This is a genomic window from Streptomyces sp. NPDC031426 (genome assembly GCF_055581585.1).
The window spans coordinates 58,643-75,216 of sequence record NZ_JBVIJE010000024.1 but is presented as its reverse complement, the minus strand read 5'-3'; the positions used below and the strand labels follow the sequence as shown (position 1 = coordinate 75,216).

The window sequence follows — 16,574 nt, the reverse complement described above, 5'->3', positions numbered from 1 at the left end:
CCCGGTGTCCCGTTGACACCGGGTGCCAGGGCTTCTAGCGTCACGTGTGCTGAAGGTACTAAGCGGTCGCTCACCGCATGAGGGGCTCGGTTCCGAGGGCCCCGACAGGTTCTCTCAAGGGCGAGGAGAAGCAGCAATGTCCACCACTGAACAGCGGGTCGCGGTAGTCACCGGCGCGGCGCGCGGCATCGGCGCCGCCACCGCCGTACGACTGGCCGCCGAGGGTCGCGCGGTCGCCGTGATCGACCTCGACGAGGCCGCCTGCAAGGACACAGTCGAGAAGATCACCGCGGCCGGCGGCAAGGCGATCGCGGTCGGCGCCGACGTGTCCGACGAGGCGCAGGTCGAGGCGGCCGTCGCCCGGATCGTCGAGGAGCTGGGCGCCCCCACGATCCTGGTCAACAACGCGGGCGTGCTGCGCGACAACCTGCTGTTCAAGATGAGCGTCTCCGACTGGGACACCGTCATGAACGTCCATCTGCGCGGCTCGTTCCTGATGACCAAGGCCCTCCAGAAGCACATGGTCGACGCGGGCTTCGGCCGGATCGTCAACCTCTCCTCCTCCTCGGCGCTCGGCAACCGCGGCCAGGTCAACTACTCCGCCGCCAAGGCCGGCCTCCAGGGCTTCACCAAGACCCTCGCCATCGAGCTGGGCAAGTTCGGCATCACCGCCAACGCCGTCGCCCCCGGCTTCATCGCCACCGAGATGACCAAGGCCACCGCCGACCGCGTCGGCATGGGCTTCGACGACTTCAAGAAGGCCGCCGCCACCCAGATCCCGGTGCAGCGCGTCGGCGAGCCCGAGGACATCGCCAACGCCATCGCCTTCTTCACCGGCGAGGCGGCCGGCTTCGTCTCCGGCCAGGTGCTGTACGTCGCCGGCGGACCGCTCAACTAAGGGAATCGGGTACATGACTTCCGCTGAACTCCCCGAGCTCTCGGGCAAGGTCGCCCTCGTCACGGGCGCCAGCCGCGGCATCGGCTACGGCGTCGCCGAGGCGCTCGTCGCCCGTGGCGACCGCGTGTGCATCACCGGCCGCAACGAGGACGCGCTGAAGGAGGCCGTCGACAAGCTCGGCTCCGACCGGGTCATCGGCGTCGCCGGCAAGGCGCACGACCTGGCCCACCAGGCCGAGGCCGTCGAGCGCACCATGGAGGCCTTCGGCCGCCTGGACTTCCTGGTCAACAACGCGGGCACCAACCCCGTCTTCGGTCCGATCGCCGACCTCGACCTGGGCGTGGCCCGCAAGGTCTTCGAGACCAACGTGATCTCCGCGCTCGGCTTCGCCCAGAAGACCTGGCACGCCTGGCAGAAGGACAACGGCGGCGCGATCGTCAACATAGCCTCGGTCGCGGGCCTCGCGCCCTCGCCGTTCATCGGCGCCTACGGCGTCAGCAAGGCCGCGATGATCAATCTGACCCAGCAGCTGGCGCACGAGTTCGCACCCAGGGTGCGGGTCAACGCGATCGCCCCGGCGGTGGTCAAGACCAGGTTCGCGCAGGCGCTGTACGAGAACCGCGAGGAGGAGGCGGCCGCCGCCTACCCCCTCGGCCGGCTCGGCGTGCCCTCCGACATCGGCGGAGCCGCCGCCTTCCTCACCTCCGGGCAGTCCGACTGGATCACCGGTCAGACGCTCGTCGTGGACGGCGGCATCTTCCTGAACGCCGGCGTGGGCTGAGCCAACTTCCGGGCGCCGATTTTCGGACGGATCGGCGCCCGGAACACCGCATGGAGTCCGCACAGCGGACTGACAACGTCGTCATCGCGAAATCGATCAAGAAGCCCTGTTACAGGGGAGGCGTGCTGGGCGACGAAGACCGGGTGGCCGCGGTACGGCGTCTGCTTGCCGTCCTTGTACGGCTCGGCGGGCGCGAGCCGCCTGGCGATCAGGTCGTAGGCGTGCCACCGGATCGTCGCCGGGCCCTTGAGCCCGGCGGTCGCCCGGTCCCGGCCGCGCAGACGGAACCCGGCCCGGAACGGCTGCCGGGCGAGGGCGTCGAGGCGCTGGTCCAGGGAACGGGGGTCGGGCGAGGTGGTCATGCCGCTACGAGCGTACGTCGGGGGACGCGGCTCAGCCCAGGAGCAGGCGTTTCTGGCTCGCGAACTCCTCGTCCGTCAGGACCCCCTGGGCCTTCAGGTCCGCCAGCTGCTTGAGCTGATCGATCTTCGCGGTCATCTCGTCGGGGGCTGCGGCGGCCGGTGCGGCGGGAGCGGGCGGCGCAGCCTGCTGCGGCTGCTCGTACTGCGGCTGTGTGTACTGCGGTTGCGCGTACTGCTGCTCGTACTGTTGCTGCCGTTCATAGTCCTGCTGCGCCCACCGGCCGGCCTGCCGGCGTGAGACACGGTTGGACACGGCGGTGGCGGTACCGGCGACGACGGCCGTGCGGGCGACGCCGCGAAGCAGTCCGGGCATGTTCGGTCATCTCCCAAGGGTCGATGCGGCGGGACGCGGGACACTCCGCTTCAGGCGGCCGCGGAGCCGCCGGGCGGCACCGTCTCCTCCGTGGCGTCCAACGCCGCCAGCAGGGCCTGCACCGGAATGCGCCCGCTCGCGACGAGCTGCGCCCCGCTGCGCCTGAGCGCGCCGGCCAGGGGAGCGGCCCACAGGTTCTCGTAGATCAGCACCGCGGCCGAGTTGCCCGGCTCCAGCGCGTTGGCCGCCTCGTCGAGGTCGCTCTGGTCGAGCACGCGGGCGGAGGCTCCCTCGAAGACCGTCAGATCCGTTTCGTCGCCGAGGTCCTGCAACTCCAGTGCGACGACCGAGCCGTCGGTCTCCTTCCGCACGAAGGCGAGGTCGATGATCCGGATGATCCGGCGGTCGACGAGCTCGACCAGCAGCGGGAACGCCTCTCCCGTCATTCGGTTGCCGGGGAACTCGATGACCAGGTAGTCGACGGGCCCCATCTCTTCGACGCTGTCCATGACTTCTCCTCATGAGGCGCAGGGGATCGGTTCCGCTCGCCCGCCCGTGGCCCCCCGGCGGCGGCCCGCGGCCGACGCTCGCCACCCCCCCGTTGCCTCTCCAGTCCACCACGGGGCGCGAGGGGCCGCATATGAGGCGGGCGGCGGGCAGCGGCCCACCGGACGACCCCCGGGTGCCGCGGGACGCTCGGCGCTCCACGCTGGTCCCAGCGAAGGGAGCCATCTCATGCCGACCGTCGGAGTGCCGTCAGCGGGCGGGGGCCGGGCGTGCCCGCAGAGTCGCCCCCCGGGACCCTGATGGCGACGGCACAGCGTGCTCGGAAGCTGACCGGCTGGGCGAAATCGGTGCACCGGCGGGCGGAAAGCCGGTTCCCCGTGGTCACCCATCTCGCGGACCGGATGGTGTCCGTGAATATCTTCGACTCCGGTACGCGCCTCGCGGCGCAGTGCTTCCTGACCGCGGTCCCCCTGCTGTTCGTCATCGCGGCGTACGCCCCGGAGGCGGTGCGCCACCAGTTGGTCGCATCGGTGACAGCGCTCTTCGGGCTGACGGACGCGACGCGTGCCGAGCTGGAGCAGGCGCTGCAGCCCACCTCCGGCGACCTGAAGCAGACCACCGGTGTGGTGGGCGGACTGATGGTGTTGCTGTCGGCCACCGCCGTCAGCCGGGCGATGCAACGCCTGTGCAAGCGAGCCTGGGAGATCCCGCGCACCGGAACCCGGGTCGCTCCCTGGCGGTGGCTGGCCTGGCTGGGCCTGTGGGTCGGAGTCCTGGTGCTCCAGGGTCCTCTGCGTGACGGCTTCGGGGTCGGGGTCTGGCTCGGCATCCCCCTCACCTGGATCAGCCAGGTGGGTTTGTGGTGGTGGACCCAGCATCTGCTGCTCGGCGGTCTGGTCGGCTGGAAGCCCCTGCTGCCGGGCGCCCTGGTCACGGCGACCGTCCTCACCGCGTTGGCCGTGACCGCGCGTGTGTACATGTCGCGGGCCCTCGACCGCGCCCTCGCCGACTACGGCCCCGTGGGGTCCGTGTTCGTGCTTCTGTCCTGGCTGATCGTGGTGTGCGTGGCCGCGGCCGTCGCCGTCAGCGTGGGCGCCGTACTGGCGCAGGAGCCTTTCCTGGCGGACCGCCTGGGCAGCCCGCCTCCGCGGCGCGACCGTGCGGCGGGGGACTCGTGAGGCCTCGTTTCTGGGGGGTGCGGTGTCGCCCGTCCGGTCCACCCGGGGCGCGCAGCGGCCACGAGGCTGACGCAATGGGGGTGTCAGCCGCACCACTGCGCCGGAGGCCCCGTGACCAAGCCGCCCGCCCCCCAACCACCAGAGCCGGACCCGCCCGGGCCGGGGGACGCGCAGGGCCGGGATGCCGCCGAGCATCGCCCGGAGGACGCGCAGGAGCCGGACCCGACCGCGCACCGGCCGGACAGCGGCTCGGATCGGTCGAATCCGGGCTCGGATCGGCGGGACGGCGGCTCGGGCCGGCCGGATCCTGGCTCGGAGCGGCGGGACAGCGGCTCGCGCGGGCCGGGCGGGCCAGGCGGGCCGGGTCGGCCGGGCGGGCCTGGCGGCGAGGCGGACAGGCCGGGGCAGGACCCGCAGCGGGCCTACCCGGTGCCACCCGCGTCGGGCCGTGCAGGGCCGCCGGCGGGCCGCCCCTCGGGCTCCGGCGCCGGGCGCGTCGGGCGCAGCGCCGCCTCGGCCGTGCTCCTCGTGCTGACCTGCATCCTCGTACCCGTCGCGCTGCTCGCCACCTGGGTGCACGACATCGCGCTCGACACCGACCGCTATGTGTCCACGGTCGCGCCGCTCGCCACCGACCCCGCCGTCCAGGACGCGGCGGTCCACCGGATCACCGAGGCGGTGGGAGCCCACGTCGACGGCAAACGGGTCGCCGGGGACATCGCCCACTGGCTGCAGTCCCAGGGCCTGCCGCCGCTCGCCGCCGACGCGATCAGCCGGCTCGGACCGCAGATCGACTCCGCCGTCGACACGGCCGTGACCAGGATCGCCACCCGCGTCGTCCACAGCCACGCCTTCGCCACGGTGTGGCTGGGCGCCAACCGCGCCGCCCACAACGCCGTCGTACACGCCCTGACCGGCAAGGGACGCGGGGCGTTCGGGGTCAGCGACGGCACCGTCACCCTGGACGTGGGCACCGCCGTGGACCGGGTGAAGAAGGAGCTCGTCGACGCCGGCCTGAAACCCGCCGCCAGGATCCCGCAGGTGAACAAGCAACTGGTGCTGATCCACTCCGACGAACTCGTCAAGTTCCGCAAGGGCGCCCGCCTCCTGGACGTCGTAGGGAACTGGTTCCCGGTGCTCGTCGTCCTCTTCGGCGCCACCGGGGTGTTCCTGGCCCGCCACCGGCGCCGGGCCCTGGCGCGCACCGCGCTGGGCGCCGCCTTCGCCTGCCTGGTGGTGGCCGTCGGCCTGGTCGTGGCGCGCGCCTACTACCTCGACCACCTGCCGCCCCAGGTGCAGTCGAGGGCCGCGGCGGCCGCCGTCTTCGACACCCTGCTGCGCTTTCTGCGGGTCAGCCTGCGTACGGCCATCGTCCTGGGCGTCGTCATCGCCCTGGGCGCCTATCTCGTCGGTCCGGGCCGGCTGCCCGTGGCCGTCCGCGGCTACTCCGACCACACGGCGGACTCCGCGGCGCGCTGGGCGGCCGGCCATCACATCAGCGCCGGGCGCGTCGGCGCGTACGCGCTGGCCTACCGCCGGGCCGTCACGCTGCTCGCCCTGCTGATCGTCGCGCTCGTCTTCGCGCTCTGGGACCATCCGACGGTGCTCACCGTCCTGCTGCTGGTCCTCGTACTGCTCGCCGTCCTCGCGGTGCTCACGCTGCTGGCGGCCGCGGGGGGGGGGCCGGGCTGAAGTGAAACCAGTAAAGGGGGGGGAGCGGGGGTGCGGGCGGGTAGGAAGGATATGGATAGCGGCATCATACGCGGTCCCCCCCCCCCCCCCCCCCACTCCTTCCCCCCCCCCCCCCCCCCCCCCCCCCCCCCCCCCCCCCCAAGGCGGGTCCGGCGGGCGACCGGCACTGACGGCGGCACGCGCCGCAGCCGACCGACGACAGCGGCCCCGTCCCGGGACCCTCGGGCGCGGTGCGGGGAGGCGTGCACAGGGCCGGCCGGCCCTGCGCGATCTGCGGGCGGGCCGGAAAGCTGGGATCCTGATCGGGTGGAGCCCGCTCCGCAAGCCCGACGACAGGGCGCTGACCCTGTGACGAGGCGGCAGAAGCAGACGAGGGGACCGGCTGTCACACCCGTCGATCCCTTGGGCGAGCCGTTTCTGCAGACCCGGTTCGCCCTGCCGGCCACGCCCGTCACGTTCCTGCGCCGCCCGCGGCTCGCCGAACGCCTCGACCAGGCCTTCGAGACTCCCCTGACGATGGTCAACGGCTCGGCCGGCGCGGGCAAGACCCTGCTGGTCGCGGACTGGGCCGCCCGGCTCGGACAACCGGTCGCCTGGTTCACCGACGAGGCGGGCAACCAGGGCTGCGGAGTCTTCTGGGCCTATGTGCTCCAGGCCCTGCGGGCCGCCGGAGTACCGCTCCCCGCCGACCTCGGCTGCCCCGGCGAGGCCCATCGCGTGGACCACAAGCTGCTGGCCCGTCTCGCCTGCGAACTGAGCGGGCGGGAGCGGCCCGTCGTCCTGGTGCTGGACGAGTTCGACCGGGTGACCTCCGCACGGACCGCGGAACAGCTGGAGTTCGTCCTGCACCACGCCGGGCAGGGGCTGCGCCTGGTCCTCGTCACGCGCACCGAGCCGCTGCTGCCGCTGCACCGCTACCGGGCGGCCGGGGCCATGACGGAGATCCGGGACGCCGAGCTGGCCTTCACCGTCGACGAGGCCGCCGCGCTCCTGGACCTGCACGGGCTGCGGCTTCCCACGGCGGCCACCCGTGCCCTGGTCGAGCGCACCAGGGGCTGGGCCGCCGGGCTGCGGCTGTGCGCCCTGGCCGCCCGGCAGAGCCCGGACCCCGAGACGTATCTGAAGGACTTCGAGGCCGGCCGCAGCCCGATCGCCGACTTCCTGCTGGCAGAAGTGCTGAAACGGCAGCCGGCCCGCACCCAGGACCTCCTGCTGCGCGTCAGCGTCGTGGAGCGGTTCACCCCGGCACTGGTGGCGGAGCTGACCGGGCGCGGCGGCGCCGAACAGGCCCTCGCCGAACTGCACGGCCAGAACGCGTTCGTGGAGGACCTCGGACACTCGTGGTACCGCCTGCACCCGCTGTTCGGCGAGATCCTCCGGGTCCATCTCAGGGTCCGCTCGCCAGGGCTGGAGGCCGAACTCCACCGGTGCGCCGCGCGGTGGCTGCGCGACTCCGGCGCCCTGCCCGAGGCACTGGCGCACGGCGCCGCCGCGGGCGACTGGAACTTCACCGCTCAGGCCCTCGTCGACGACCTGGCGATCGGCCAGCTCTTCACCGGCCTGCGCGCGAGTGACCTTGCCGAGCTGTTCTCCCGGATGGAGCCCGAGGCGACGACCGCGGCGGCCGACCTCGTGCGCGCCGCGTGCGAACTTTCCGAGTACGACGTGGCACGCGGCCTGGTCCATCTGCGCCGCGCCGAGGAGCGCCTCGCCGCGCGGACGGACCCCGCGGGGCGGCTGAGCTGTGCGCTGCTGCAGTCCCTGGCGGGCCGGCTGACCGGCTCGCCCGGCACGGCCGAGCAGGCCGCGACGACGGCCGGGGAACTGCGCGGCGAGGTCCCCGCCCACCTGCTGGAGAAGCACCCCGAATTCACCGCCCTGCTGCTGACCCACCTGGGCTCGGCCCGGCTGTGGGCCGGGCGCTTCGAGGAGGCGCGCGCCGCGCTGTCCGAGGTGGCCGGATTCCCCAGTGGTGTCTCCACGGCGCTGCCACGCGAGGACTCCCTCGCACAGCTGGCGCTGATCGACTACCTCAACGGACGGCTGTGCCCGGCGGAGCGCAAGGCACGGGCGGCCCTGTGCGAAGCGGAGAAGTACGGCCTCGGCCGCCCCCGGTCCTGCGGCTCGGGCCTCGGCCGACTGGTGCTGGCGGCCGTGGCCGTCGATCGCGGCGAACCGGACCAGGCCCAGGGCCTCTTGGACGAGGTGGCCGAGTCGGGAACCCCGGCCGATCCGGTGACGGCCGCCGGCCGGGCGCTCGCGACGGCACGGCTGCTGCTGTCGCGGGGTGAGCCACGGGCCGCCGCGGCGGCGGCCGACCTCGGCGTACCGGCCCTGGTGGCCTCCCCCTGGGCGGCGGCGCAGACGGCGCTGATCGCCTCCGCCGCCCAGTTGGCGGAGGGCCGCCCGGACAGCGCCCTGAAGATGCTCGACGACGTCTCCTGCGACGACGATCCCGTGTGCGCGGCGGAGCTGGCCTGGGCCCGGTTCGCCGCGGGCGACCGCGAAGCGGCGATCGAGCTGCTCGACCGCGTGCGGACGCAGGGCCGCACCGCCCCGAGAGCGACCGTCCGGGCCGCGCTGGTGCGCGCCGAGGCCGCTCAGGATTCCGATGTCGCCACCGCGCGCACACTACTCGCCCAGGCCCTGCGGGAGGCCCGGCGGGAACGGCTGCGGCGCCCCTTCCTCGAAGCCGGACCGCGCATCCGGCACCTGCTGGAGACACCGCCGCTGCAGGGCCTGGCCGCGGGCTGGCTCACCCCGTCCGGCCGGGCCTCGCCCGGCGGACCGGGGACGGCCGTGGACCCCTCGTCCCCGGTCGTCGAGGAGCTGAGCGGGCGCGAACGCGAGGTCGTGGGCAGGCTGGCCGACCTGATGTCCACCGAGGAGATCGCCGCCGACCTGTACGTCTCGGTCAACACGGTGAAGACCCACCTCAAGAGCGCCTACCGCAAACTCGGTGTGAACGGGCGCGCCGAGGCGGTGCGCCGGGCCCGCGAGCACGGACTGATCTGACCGGGACCCGGGCGTCTCGCCCGTGACGGGTGAGGCGCGCGACAGCACCGCACGCTCCCCTGAGAGTGACGGGATACGCGGCGAGGCGGTGGACACCATGGGACACTGGCGCACTCTGATGGTGTTGGGTACGGCCCAGTTCCTGATGGTCCTGGACACGTCCGTCATGAACGTCTCCATCAGCCGACTGGTCGAGGACTTCCACACCGAGGTCACCGCCATCCAGGCCGTCATCACGCTGTACGCGCTGGTCATGGCCGCCTTCATGATCATCGGCGGCAGGCTCGGCGACATCCACGGCCGCCGTCGTCTGTTCCTGCTCGGCCTGATCGTCTACGGCACCGGTTCGGCACTCACCGCCCTCGCGCCCACCCTGTGGATGCTCGCCCTGGGCTGGTCGGTGATCGAGGGACTCGGCGCCGCGATGGTGCTGCCCGCGATGGCGGCCCTGGTCGCCGAGGCCTACCGCGGCAAGGAACGGGCCGTCGCCTACGGCGTGATCGGGGGACTGGCGGGTGCCGGCATCGCGGTCGGCCCGCTGCTGGGCGGCTGGGTGACGACGTATCTGACCTGGCGGCTCGTCTTCGCGGGCGAGGTCGTGGTCGTCCTCGTCGTCCTGCTGTGCCACCGGGTGATCAAGGAGGCCGAACGGACCGTACCGCCGCCCCGGCTGGACGTGGTCGGCGCGGTGCTCTCGGCGAGCGGGTTGGGGCTCGGCGTGCTCGGTGTGCTGCAGAGCAGCACCTGGGGCTGGGTGCACCCGCGCAACCCGCCCTTCACCGTTCTGGGCTTCGCGCCCACCCTCTTCGTCGTCGCCGCCGGGGTGGCCGTACTCGCCCTGTTCGTGCGCTGGGACCGCAGGCGGGAGGCCGCGGGCGCCGACCCGTTGGTGCACCTGTCCCTGTTCGGCCGGCCGCCCCTGCGCTCCGGTCTGCTCACCCTGCTGAGCCAGAACCTGATCCTGCTCGGACTGTTCTTCACCATCCCGCTGTACCTGCAGGTGGTCCAGGGATTCGACGCCTTCCAGACGGGGCTGCGGCTGCTGCCGGTGTCCGTCACGATGCTCGTCACCTCCCTCGGAGCCGCCCGGCTCGGCCGCACCATGGGGCCGCGCCGGGTCGTCCGGCTGGGCCTGCTGACGCTGGCCGTGTCCATCGTGTGGCTGCTCGCCACCATCGAACCGAAGATCGACAACGCACAGTTCGCCGGCGCCATGGCGGTGCTCGGCATCGGCATGGGGCTGCTCGCCTCCCAGCTGGGCAACGTCGTCCAGTCGAGTGCCGGTGAGACGGAGCGCAGCGAGGTCGGCGGCCTGCAGTTCACGGCGCAGAACCTGGGTTCGGCGCTGGGCACCGCGCTCATCGGGTCGATGCTCATCGGCGCGCTGGCGCACGCGTTCACCGCCGGGGTGGAGAGCCACCCCCAGCTGTCGGCCCAGGCCAAGCAGCAGACCGGTGTCGCGCTGGAGGCCGGGATCAGCTTCGTGCCCACCGCCCAGGTGCGCGTGGCCGCCCAGCGCGCCGGCCTGCCACCGTCCGAGGTCGACGCCCTCACCTCCGCGTACGCCTCGGCACAGCTCGACGGTCTGAAGGCGGCGATCCTCGCCACCGGAGGCATCACGCTCGCGAGCCTCCTCGTCACCCCGCACCTGCCGACCGCGCCGGCCCGCCGGCCGCAGTCGGCGGAGGGTGGCGCATCGGCGGGAGTGGCCGGTGCCGCGCAGTGAGCACGAAGGCAGGGCGATGTCCCCCACCGGCCGTACCGAGGCCCGGGAACGCCGTGCCGAGCGCCGAGCCCATGCCGACTACACGGGTGCCGTGTACGGATCGATGCTCGCGGCGTCGGTGGTGATCGGCGCCGGCGCACTGGGGAAGTTCCCCCGCGTGGAACTGGTCGTCCTGCTGCTGCTCACCGGCCTCGTCTTCTGGGTGGGGCACGTCCACGCCCAGCTGTTCGGCGCCCGTCTGGCACAACAGGCGCTGGACCGGCCGACCGTCCTGCGGGTGTGCCGGGAGGAGTGGCCGATCGTCAAGGCGGCCGTCCCGCCCGCCGTCGCCGTCGCCGTCAGCCCGCTGCTCGGCCTGGGCGTCGACGGCGCGGTCTGGCTGGCGGTCGCCGTCGCCGTGGCCGGTCAGGTGGGCTGGTCCGCGGTCGGCGCACGGCAGGCGGGTGCGTCCTGGCGGCTGGTGGCCGGCACCGCCGCGGTCAATCTGCTGCTCGGCCTGGCGATCACCACGTTCAAGATCGCCCTGACGCACTGAGGCCCGGGGGCCCCCGGATCACCTGTGCCGGGTGAGGCCCGGTGCCGCCGGGCGGAGCAGGATCGGGGGCGAGACCGCAGCAGGCCCGCGGCGGGAGAACGGCCCATGCGCTACGAGATCCGCGTCGATGGACACATGTCGGAGACCCTGACCAAGGCCTTCCCTGAGCTGGATCATGTGACGATGTCCGGCCAGACGGTGCTGTTCGGTCCCGTCATCGACGAGGCGCATCTGTACGGGCTGCTGAACCGGTGCCAGTCGTTGGGCCTTCGGGTCGTGGAGATGCGGCAGCTGCCCGAGTGAGAGCCGCTCCCCGGCCGTCCGAGCGGCCGTCCCTCACAGATTGGCCGCCGCGATCCGGCCCGAGCGCACCGCCTCGCCCAGCGCCTCGAAGTCCCGCTCGGTGCGGTCGGCGTAGGCCTGCGCGAACCCGGTCAGCGCGCGGTCGAAGCGGTCCCCGGCGCCGAGATAGGCGGCGATGGCGACGGGATCACCGGACCGCGCATGGGCCCGCGCCAAGGCGGCCCCGCACACCTGGCCGGACAGGATCAGCAGATCCGGGTCCCACGTCTCCGGCCGGGGGCTGCCCTTCCAGTCCCACAACTGCCGTACGTAGAAGTCCCGGTCGCACCCGTCGAGGCCCACTACGTGCGTCCAGCCCAGGAAGATGTCACTGGCCGCCTGGAGGAGCCGCTGCCCGGCTACCACCCGGTGGCCCTGGTTGTCGTACCGCTCGCCGCCCGTGTACGCCGCGAGCACCGACTCCTGGGCCTCCTTGGCCTGCAACAGCAGCGGATCGTCGTCGTCGCGGCCGAGCAGCAGCAGGATCCAGCACCGGGTGCCGACACCGCCGACGCCCACCACCTTCCGCGCCATGTCCACCAGCCGGTAGTGCCGCAGCAGGTGCCGCCGGTCCGCGGGCAGGGTGCGCGCGTACGACTCCAGCAGCGCCTGGAGCTCCTTGTCCTGCTCACCGGGGGAGGGCGCGCTCCGCAGCTCCCGCAAGGGGGTGAGCAGCGGCGGGTCCGCGGCGATCCGGCGGCCCTCGGGCGTGAGCCGGGTGAGTTTGGCGAAGGCCCGCAGATGCGTCCGGGAACGGGCGCGGGCGGCCGCCTCGGCCGTACGGCGCCTGCTCTCCGCGTCCATCGAGGCGGCCAGCAGGTGACGCATCCGGTCGGCGTCGTCCCGGGCGTACCAGATGTCCAGGGTGCGCATGCCGGCGAACTCCCTCATCCGTTCCCGGTAGGCCCGCACGCAGGCGCGCACCGCGTCGTCCTGTTCACTCTCCGGGAAGCCGTTGTTCCGCGCCGCGACGGCGAGACTGGCCGCCAGCCGCTTGACGTCCCATTCGAACGGGCCCGGGAACGTCTCGTCGAAGTCGTTGATATCGAACACCAGATGTCGCTCCGGCGAGGCCAGCAGCCCGAAGTTCAGCAGATGGGCGTCCCCGCACAACTGGACCTGGAGCCCGGTGCCGGGCAGCCGGCCCAGGTCGGCCGCCATGACCGCCGCCGCGCCACGGTAGAAGCGGAAGGGGGATTCGAGCATGCGGCCGTAGCGGATCGGCACCAGCTCCGGTACGCGAGTGGCCGACTGACGCTCCAGGACGTCGACCACGTCCGGACGGTCCGGCGCGGCCTCGAACACGCCGTGGCCCGAGCGCGGCGCGCGCTTGCGCGCCCTCCTGCCCCAGGCCGCCCGGTCGGCCGGAGACGAGGCGACGGTGTCGGCACTCGGTGCGGTCATGATCCACCCTCCTGGTCCTGCGTTTGTCTCCCGCCGCGGGCTTCCGGCTCGCGCGGCGACCGGGGAACACCGGCCGTGGGCCCGTCCGCTCCACCCCACCGCCCGGTCCGCGCGGAGGGATCACCCGCGGCGGGTGATCCGGCGCACCGGCCGCCGCGGGAATGCTGTCGGCTCCGGGGCCGCGGGCCGCCCGCGGGCAGTCGGTGCGCGGCCCGCGCCGAGCGCGCGAGGAGGAGCCATGACCGAACCGCGTGGACAGGAACCGCGGGCCGGGCTGTCGTATCCGCCCGGCGGGACGGGCACCGGCGCCGCACAGGCCATGACGGTGATCGCCCGTTCCTGGACCTGGATCCTGGCGTCGGCGATCGTGACGTTCGCGGCGGGCGTGCTGGTCCTCGTCTGGCCGGGCGAGACACTGCATGTCCTCGCCGTCCTCATCGGCCTCTACCTGCTGCTCGGCGGCGCGATCCGGTTCGTGACGGCGTTCGCGCGGGAGAACCACGGAGACCGGCTGCCCGGACTGCTGGTCGCGGTGCTGTACGTCCTGGCCGGCGTGCTCTGCCTGCGCCATCCGCTGCAGACCATCACCGCGCTGGCGCTGGTCGTCGGGCTCGTGTGGCTGGTGTCCGGCCTGCTCACCCTTTCCACGGGGATCGCCGCCCGGGACCTGCCGCACCGGGGTGTCGTCCTGGGCGCCGCGCTGCTCGGCATCGTGGCCGGGATCGCGGTGCTGGCGCTGCCCGCCGAGTCGGCGCGGGCGCTGACCCGGCTGCTCGGTCTGTGGCTGGTGCTGCTGGGCCTGGTCGAGCTGGCGGTCGCCTTCGCGTGGCGGGCGGCGGTGCGCGGGAGCGGGGCGCTGCCGGGCGTTCGCGGCCCGATGGACTGACCCGGGCGCACGATCACCCGCCTCGGGTGAGGACGTGCCGCTGCGAGCGTGTGCATGGTGAGAACGGCGGAGACCGGCCCGGCGAACCCCCGCGAGCCGGTGCCCTGGATGGAGGAAAGACATGAGCGCGCAGAACTACCTCGCGTACGACTATCCGGTGCTGGGTGTCTTCTGGTCCATGCTGGTGTTCTTCCTGTGGATCATGTGGTTCGTCCTGCTGTTCCGGGTCATCGTCGACGTCTTCCGTGACGACGGCATGAGCGGCTGGGCCAAGGCGGCCTGGACGCTCTTCGTGGTCGTGGTGCCCTTCCTGGGCGTCCTGGTCTATCTGATCGCCCGCGGCAAGGGCATGGGGGAGCGGGAGGTGGCGCAGGCGCGCGCCCAGCAGGAGGCCTTCGAGTCCTACGTCCGCCAGACCGCGCAGGGCGGGACCGGCACCAGCAGCGCCGACGAACTCGCCAAGCTCTCCGAGATGCGCTCCCGCGGTGACATCACCGACGAGGAGTTCCGCAGGGCCAAGCAACTGGTCCTCAGCGACACCGGCCCGGCCCGGCGCTCCGAGAACCTCCACGCCTCCTCCGGGGGCTGACCCGCGCCCACGAGAACGACACGAACGAATCGAGGCCCCCTATGACCACGACACCCCGCGCCCATACCCATACCCGCACCGCCAAGCAGGCGTGGGCGGGTGGCCTGACCTCCTTCGCGGGCGTCATGCTGCTGCTCGCCGGGCTGCTCGGCGTGTTCCGGGGCATCATGGCGATCGCCCAGGACAACGTCTTCGTGACGACACCGAACTACGTCTTCAAGTTCAACCTCACCAGCTGGGGCTGGATCCATCTGGTCCTGGGCGCGATCGCCGTGATCGTCAGCTTCGGCCTGTTCACACCGTCGATGTGGGCACGCGTCGCCGGCGTGGGCATCGCCGGGCTGGTGATCATCGCCAACTTCCTGTCCCTGCCGTACTACCCGGTGTGGTCCGTCGTGATGATCGCGCTGTCCGGGTTCATCATCTGGGCCCTGTGCGTGGTCCAGGGCAGGGAATCCGCCGAGAGCCCGTAACAGGGTCCTGACCCGCACGACCGGTACCGCACGGAGTGGCACCGGCTCGTGCGGGCCGGCCTGTGCGGGCCCGGCCAGGATCCGCGAGTCGCTGCCGGGCCACAAGGGCTCGGACGTGCACAGCCGTGGGCGAGAAGGTCGAGGAAGAGGCGTTCTTCTTCCTCGACGAGCTTGAGGCGATCATCCGCGAGTGGATCACTGGGATCCATCACCGGCGCCACCACCGCGGACTGCGCATCCCGGAGGTGCCGGGGCTGAAGCTGAGCCCTACCGCAGCCCAGGAATCAGACACCACCTCCTGCGGATCGAGCGCATGGCCGGCTTCACCATCATCGAACGCACCCGCCCGCTCACCGCAACACCGCGCGGACAGGCGTACCTGGGGAGAGCCGCACAAGTCCTCGCCCTCGCCCCGCCCTCATTCGGCTGCGGAACAGCCGTTCGCGCTGCGGAGGCGTGATCGTCTGGCTGCCGGGTTCGGCGGAAGACACGGGCTTCCCGACGCTGCGGCTGTGCTGCTGAGCGCCGTCAGGTGTCGTGAGCCAGCCCGTGCGCCGTCACTCAGTCAGCCGTTGTGCGGAGTGCCGCTTCGGCTTGGCGGATGCGCCATTCCTCCACGGTGTCCTGCTGTCGTCGGGCTCGCTCCAGCAGCCTGTCGAGCAGGGCTGGATCGAGGCGTTCGTCCGTCCCGGTGAGCCGGCGCAGGGTCTGCCATCCGGCCGCCTTGCCCTCCACCCCCAGCCGCAGCGCCTCCAGCTCCAGCACGGTGCTCAACGGAGAGCGTCGCACCAGGCGGCCGTTGCCCTTCAGCCGTGCCAGTTTTTCCGCGACCCAGCCCGCGGAGACCTTGTAGCGGTGTACGGGGACACCCAGGTCCCGCATGATGCCGACAAGCGCCGTGCGGTCCTGGGCGATGTCGGTGGCGACAGGCCCGAGCGCGCGGCCGAGCGCGGAACCACGGGTGACACGTGCGAGGTGGCCGGCCCGCTGGGTGCCCGCGGTGGCGCCGGCGAGGTGGTCGTTCAGATAGATGCCGAGCAGCTTCATGTCGGCGCCGCGTGCGGGCGGGTGGCGCCGAGGTGAGCTCCGTGGTGGGGCGTTCATCAGAAGCCTCCTTCTTGTGCGGGTGGCTGCCGTGTAGCCGGGGATGCAAGAGGTTCGGGTGTGCGCGGTGTACTCACCGTCGTCGTGACGCGTACGAGGCAGGGCGGGCGGGGCGTGGAGCCGAAGCCGAACCGTACGGGCGGTTCCACCGCGGTGAGGGCGCCGAGGTGGCGGCCCTGGAGGATCACGGTGGCCGCGGTGATCAGACGCAGATCGCGGGTGCCGTACCACTCGCGTCGGCCGGCGCCGGCCGTGCCACGGGTGCGCACGCCCAGGAGGAGGCGGGCGAGCGGGTCCGTCACCACCGTCCAGAAGGGCCGGGCGGCCAGGACATCGGGGACCGTCCGCAGGAGCAGCCCCACGGGGCCGCGCCGGCCGCCTGTGAACCGGAGGTCGAGGAGCGGGCCTGCGGTGACCGTCCAGTCGGCGCCGGTGACGTGGACGCGTACGGGTTCGATGCGGACCTCGTCGAAGGCGTAGGTGCCGGCGATGAAGTCCGCCGTCTGCCGGGTGGGTGCCAGCAACAGGCGGTGGCCGTCGGTCCGTTCGAGCATCACGTCGCTGAACGGCCCGAAGGAGGAGGCGGGGCCAGTGGCCGAGGATCAGGCGGGCGCCGGACGCCGTGCCGATCCCGGCGATCCAGCCGTCGAAGCGCCACCGGGTAGTCCGCGGGGATCGGCGCATCAGGGTGCCTCGGTGGTGGTCGGGT

General features: G+C 72.7%; 16 protein-coding genes and 1 pseudogene. 11 read left to right on the top strand and 6 right to left on the bottom strand.

Annotation, left to right across the window (positions count from 1 at the left end):
- Positions 1 to 136 precede the first annotated feature (136 nt).
- Entirely contained in the window at positions 137 to 898 is a 762-nt protein-coding gene (gene fabG / locus ACZ5NH_RS34685) for a 3-oxoacyl-ACP reductase FabG (protein WP_468780987.1), read from the top strand.
- 13 nt (positions 899 to 911) lie between these two features.
- Positions 912 to 1,679, top strand: coding sequence for an SDR family oxidoreductase (locus tag ACZ5NH_RS34680; protein ID WP_388632478.1), 768 nt, complete (start codon positions 912 to 914; stop codon positions 1,677 to 1,679).
- On the opposite strand, the gene ACZ5NH_RS34675 is transcribed toward ACZ5NH_RS34680, so the two are convergent.
- From ACZ5NH_RS34675 to ACZ5NH_RS34665, 3 genes are read right to left on the bottom strand one after another with little or no spacing between them, the layout of a single operon-like run.
- Entirely contained in the window at positions 1,628 to 2,041 is a 414-nt protein-coding gene (locus ACZ5NH_RS34675) for a DUF4186 family protein (RefSeq protein ID WP_468780985.1), read from the bottom strand. The genes ACZ5NH_RS34680 and ACZ5NH_RS34675 overlap by 52 nt on opposite strands.
- Before the next feature lie 31 nt (positions 2,042 to 2,072).
- Positions 2,073 to 2,414 (bottom strand): SHOCT domain-containing protein, encoded by a 342-nt coding sequence (locus ACZ5NH_RS34670; RefSeq protein ID WP_388626721.1) that lies wholly within the window; start codon positions 2,412 to 2,414, stop codon positions 2,073 to 2,075.
- A gap of 50 nt (positions 2,415 to 2,464) precedes the next feature.
- Entirely contained in the window at positions 2,465 to 2,923 is a 459-nt protein-coding gene (locus ACZ5NH_RS34665) for a DUF6325 family protein (protein ID WP_468780983.1), read from the bottom strand.
- 297 nt (positions 2,924 to 3,220) lie between these two features.
- Here ACZ5NH_RS34665 and ACZ5NH_RS34660 point away from each other — a divergent pair, with 297 nt between their 5' ends.
- The 6 genes from ACZ5NH_RS34660 to ACZ5NH_RS34635 all read left to right on the top strand — a co-directional run bounded on the left by ACZ5NH_RS34660 (position 3,221) and on the right by ACZ5NH_RS34635 (position 11,370).
- Positions 3,221 to 4,099, top strand: a complete 879-nt coding sequence (locus tag ACZ5NH_RS34660) for a YhjD/YihY/BrkB family envelope integrity protein (RefSeq protein ID WP_468780981.1) — start codon at positions 3,221 to 3,223, stop codon at positions 4,097 to 4,099.
- 528 nt (positions 4,100 to 4,627) lie between these two features.
- A complete protein-coding gene (locus ACZ5NH_RS34655; RefSeq protein ID WP_468780979.1) occupies positions 4,628 to 5,791 on the top strand; it encodes a hypothetical protein in 1,164 nt (387 codons plus the stop codon).
- A 402-nt stretch (positions 5,792 to 6,193) separates the two neighbouring features.
- Complete coding sequence (locus ACZ5NH_RS34650; RefSeq protein WP_468780977.1) at positions 6,194 to 8,806, top strand: winged helix-turn-helix domain-containing protein; 2,613 nt, start codon at positions 6,194 to 6,196, stop codon at positions 8,804 to 8,806.
- A 97-nt stretch (positions 8,807 to 8,903) separates the two neighbouring features.
- Complete coding sequence (locus tag ACZ5NH_RS34645; protein WP_468780975.1) at positions 8,904 to 10,532, top strand: MFS transporter; 1,629 nt, start codon at positions 8,904 to 8,906, stop codon at positions 10,530 to 10,532.
- 16 nt (positions 10,533 to 10,548) lie between these two features.
- Positions 10,549 to 11,067, top strand: coding sequence for a hypothetical protein (locus tag ACZ5NH_RS34640; RefSeq protein ID WP_468781043.1), 519 nt, complete (start codon positions 10,549 to 10,551; stop codon positions 11,065 to 11,067).
- Positions 11,068 to 11,172: 105 nt separating this feature from the next.
- Positions 11,173 to 11,370, top strand: coding sequence for a hypothetical protein (locus tag ACZ5NH_RS34635; protein ID WP_388626712.1), 198 nt, complete (start codon positions 11,173 to 11,175; stop codon positions 11,368 to 11,370).
- Between the two features lie 33 nt (positions 11,371 to 11,403).
- On the opposite strand, the gene ACZ5NH_RS34630 is transcribed toward ACZ5NH_RS34635, so the two are convergent.
- Positions 11,404 to 12,813 (bottom strand): DUF2252 domain-containing protein, encoded by a 1,410-nt coding sequence (locus tag ACZ5NH_RS34630; protein ID WP_468780973.1) that lies wholly within the window; start codon positions 12,811 to 12,813, stop codon positions 11,404 to 11,406.
- Positions 12,814 to 13,051: 238 nt separating this feature from the next.
- On the opposite strand from ACZ5NH_RS34630, the gene ACZ5NH_RS34625 reads away from it, so the two are divergent.
- The 3 genes from ACZ5NH_RS34625 (at position 13,052) to ACZ5NH_RS34615 (ending at position 14,761) form a co-directional block, all read left to right on the top strand.
- Positions 13,052 to 13,699: an HdeD family acid-resistance protein gene (locus ACZ5NH_RS34625; RefSeq protein ID WP_468780971.1), complete on the top strand. Its 648-nt coding sequence runs from the start codon at positions 13,052 to 13,054 to the stop codon at positions 13,697 to 13,699.
- 121 nt (positions 13,700 to 13,820) lie between these two features.
- Positions 13,821 to 14,288: an SHOCT domain-containing protein gene (locus ACZ5NH_RS34620; protein ID WP_388626707.1), complete on the top strand. Its 468-nt coding sequence runs from the start codon at positions 13,821 to 13,823 to the stop codon at positions 14,286 to 14,288.
- A 41-nt stretch (positions 14,289 to 14,329) separates the two neighbouring features.
- The gene (locus tag ACZ5NH_RS34615) at positions 14,330 to 14,761 is read left to right on the top strand and encodes a DUF7144 family membrane protein (protein ID WP_468780969.1); all 432 of its coding nucleotides are present in this window, start codon (positions 14,330 to 14,332) and stop codon (positions 14,759 to 14,761) included.
- A gap of 561 nt (positions 14,762 to 15,322) precedes the next feature.
- Here ACZ5NH_RS34615 and ACZ5NH_RS34610 read toward each other — a convergent pair.
- Both ACZ5NH_RS34610 and ACZ5NH_RS34605 read right to left on the bottom strand, forming a co-directional pair.
- On the bottom strand, positions 15,323 to 15,865 hold the full coding sequence (locus tag ACZ5NH_RS34610; protein WP_468780967.1) for a hypothetical protein: 543 nt from the start codon (positions 15,863 to 15,865) through the stop codon (positions 15,323 to 15,325).
- Positions 15,865 to 16,549, bottom strand: a pseudogene (locus ACZ5NH_RS34605) (hypothetical protein). The gene ACZ5NH_RS34610 and the pseudogene ACZ5NH_RS34605 overlap by 1 nt, the downstream one beginning before the upstream one ends.
- Positions 16,550 to 16,574: the final 25 nt, after the last annotated feature.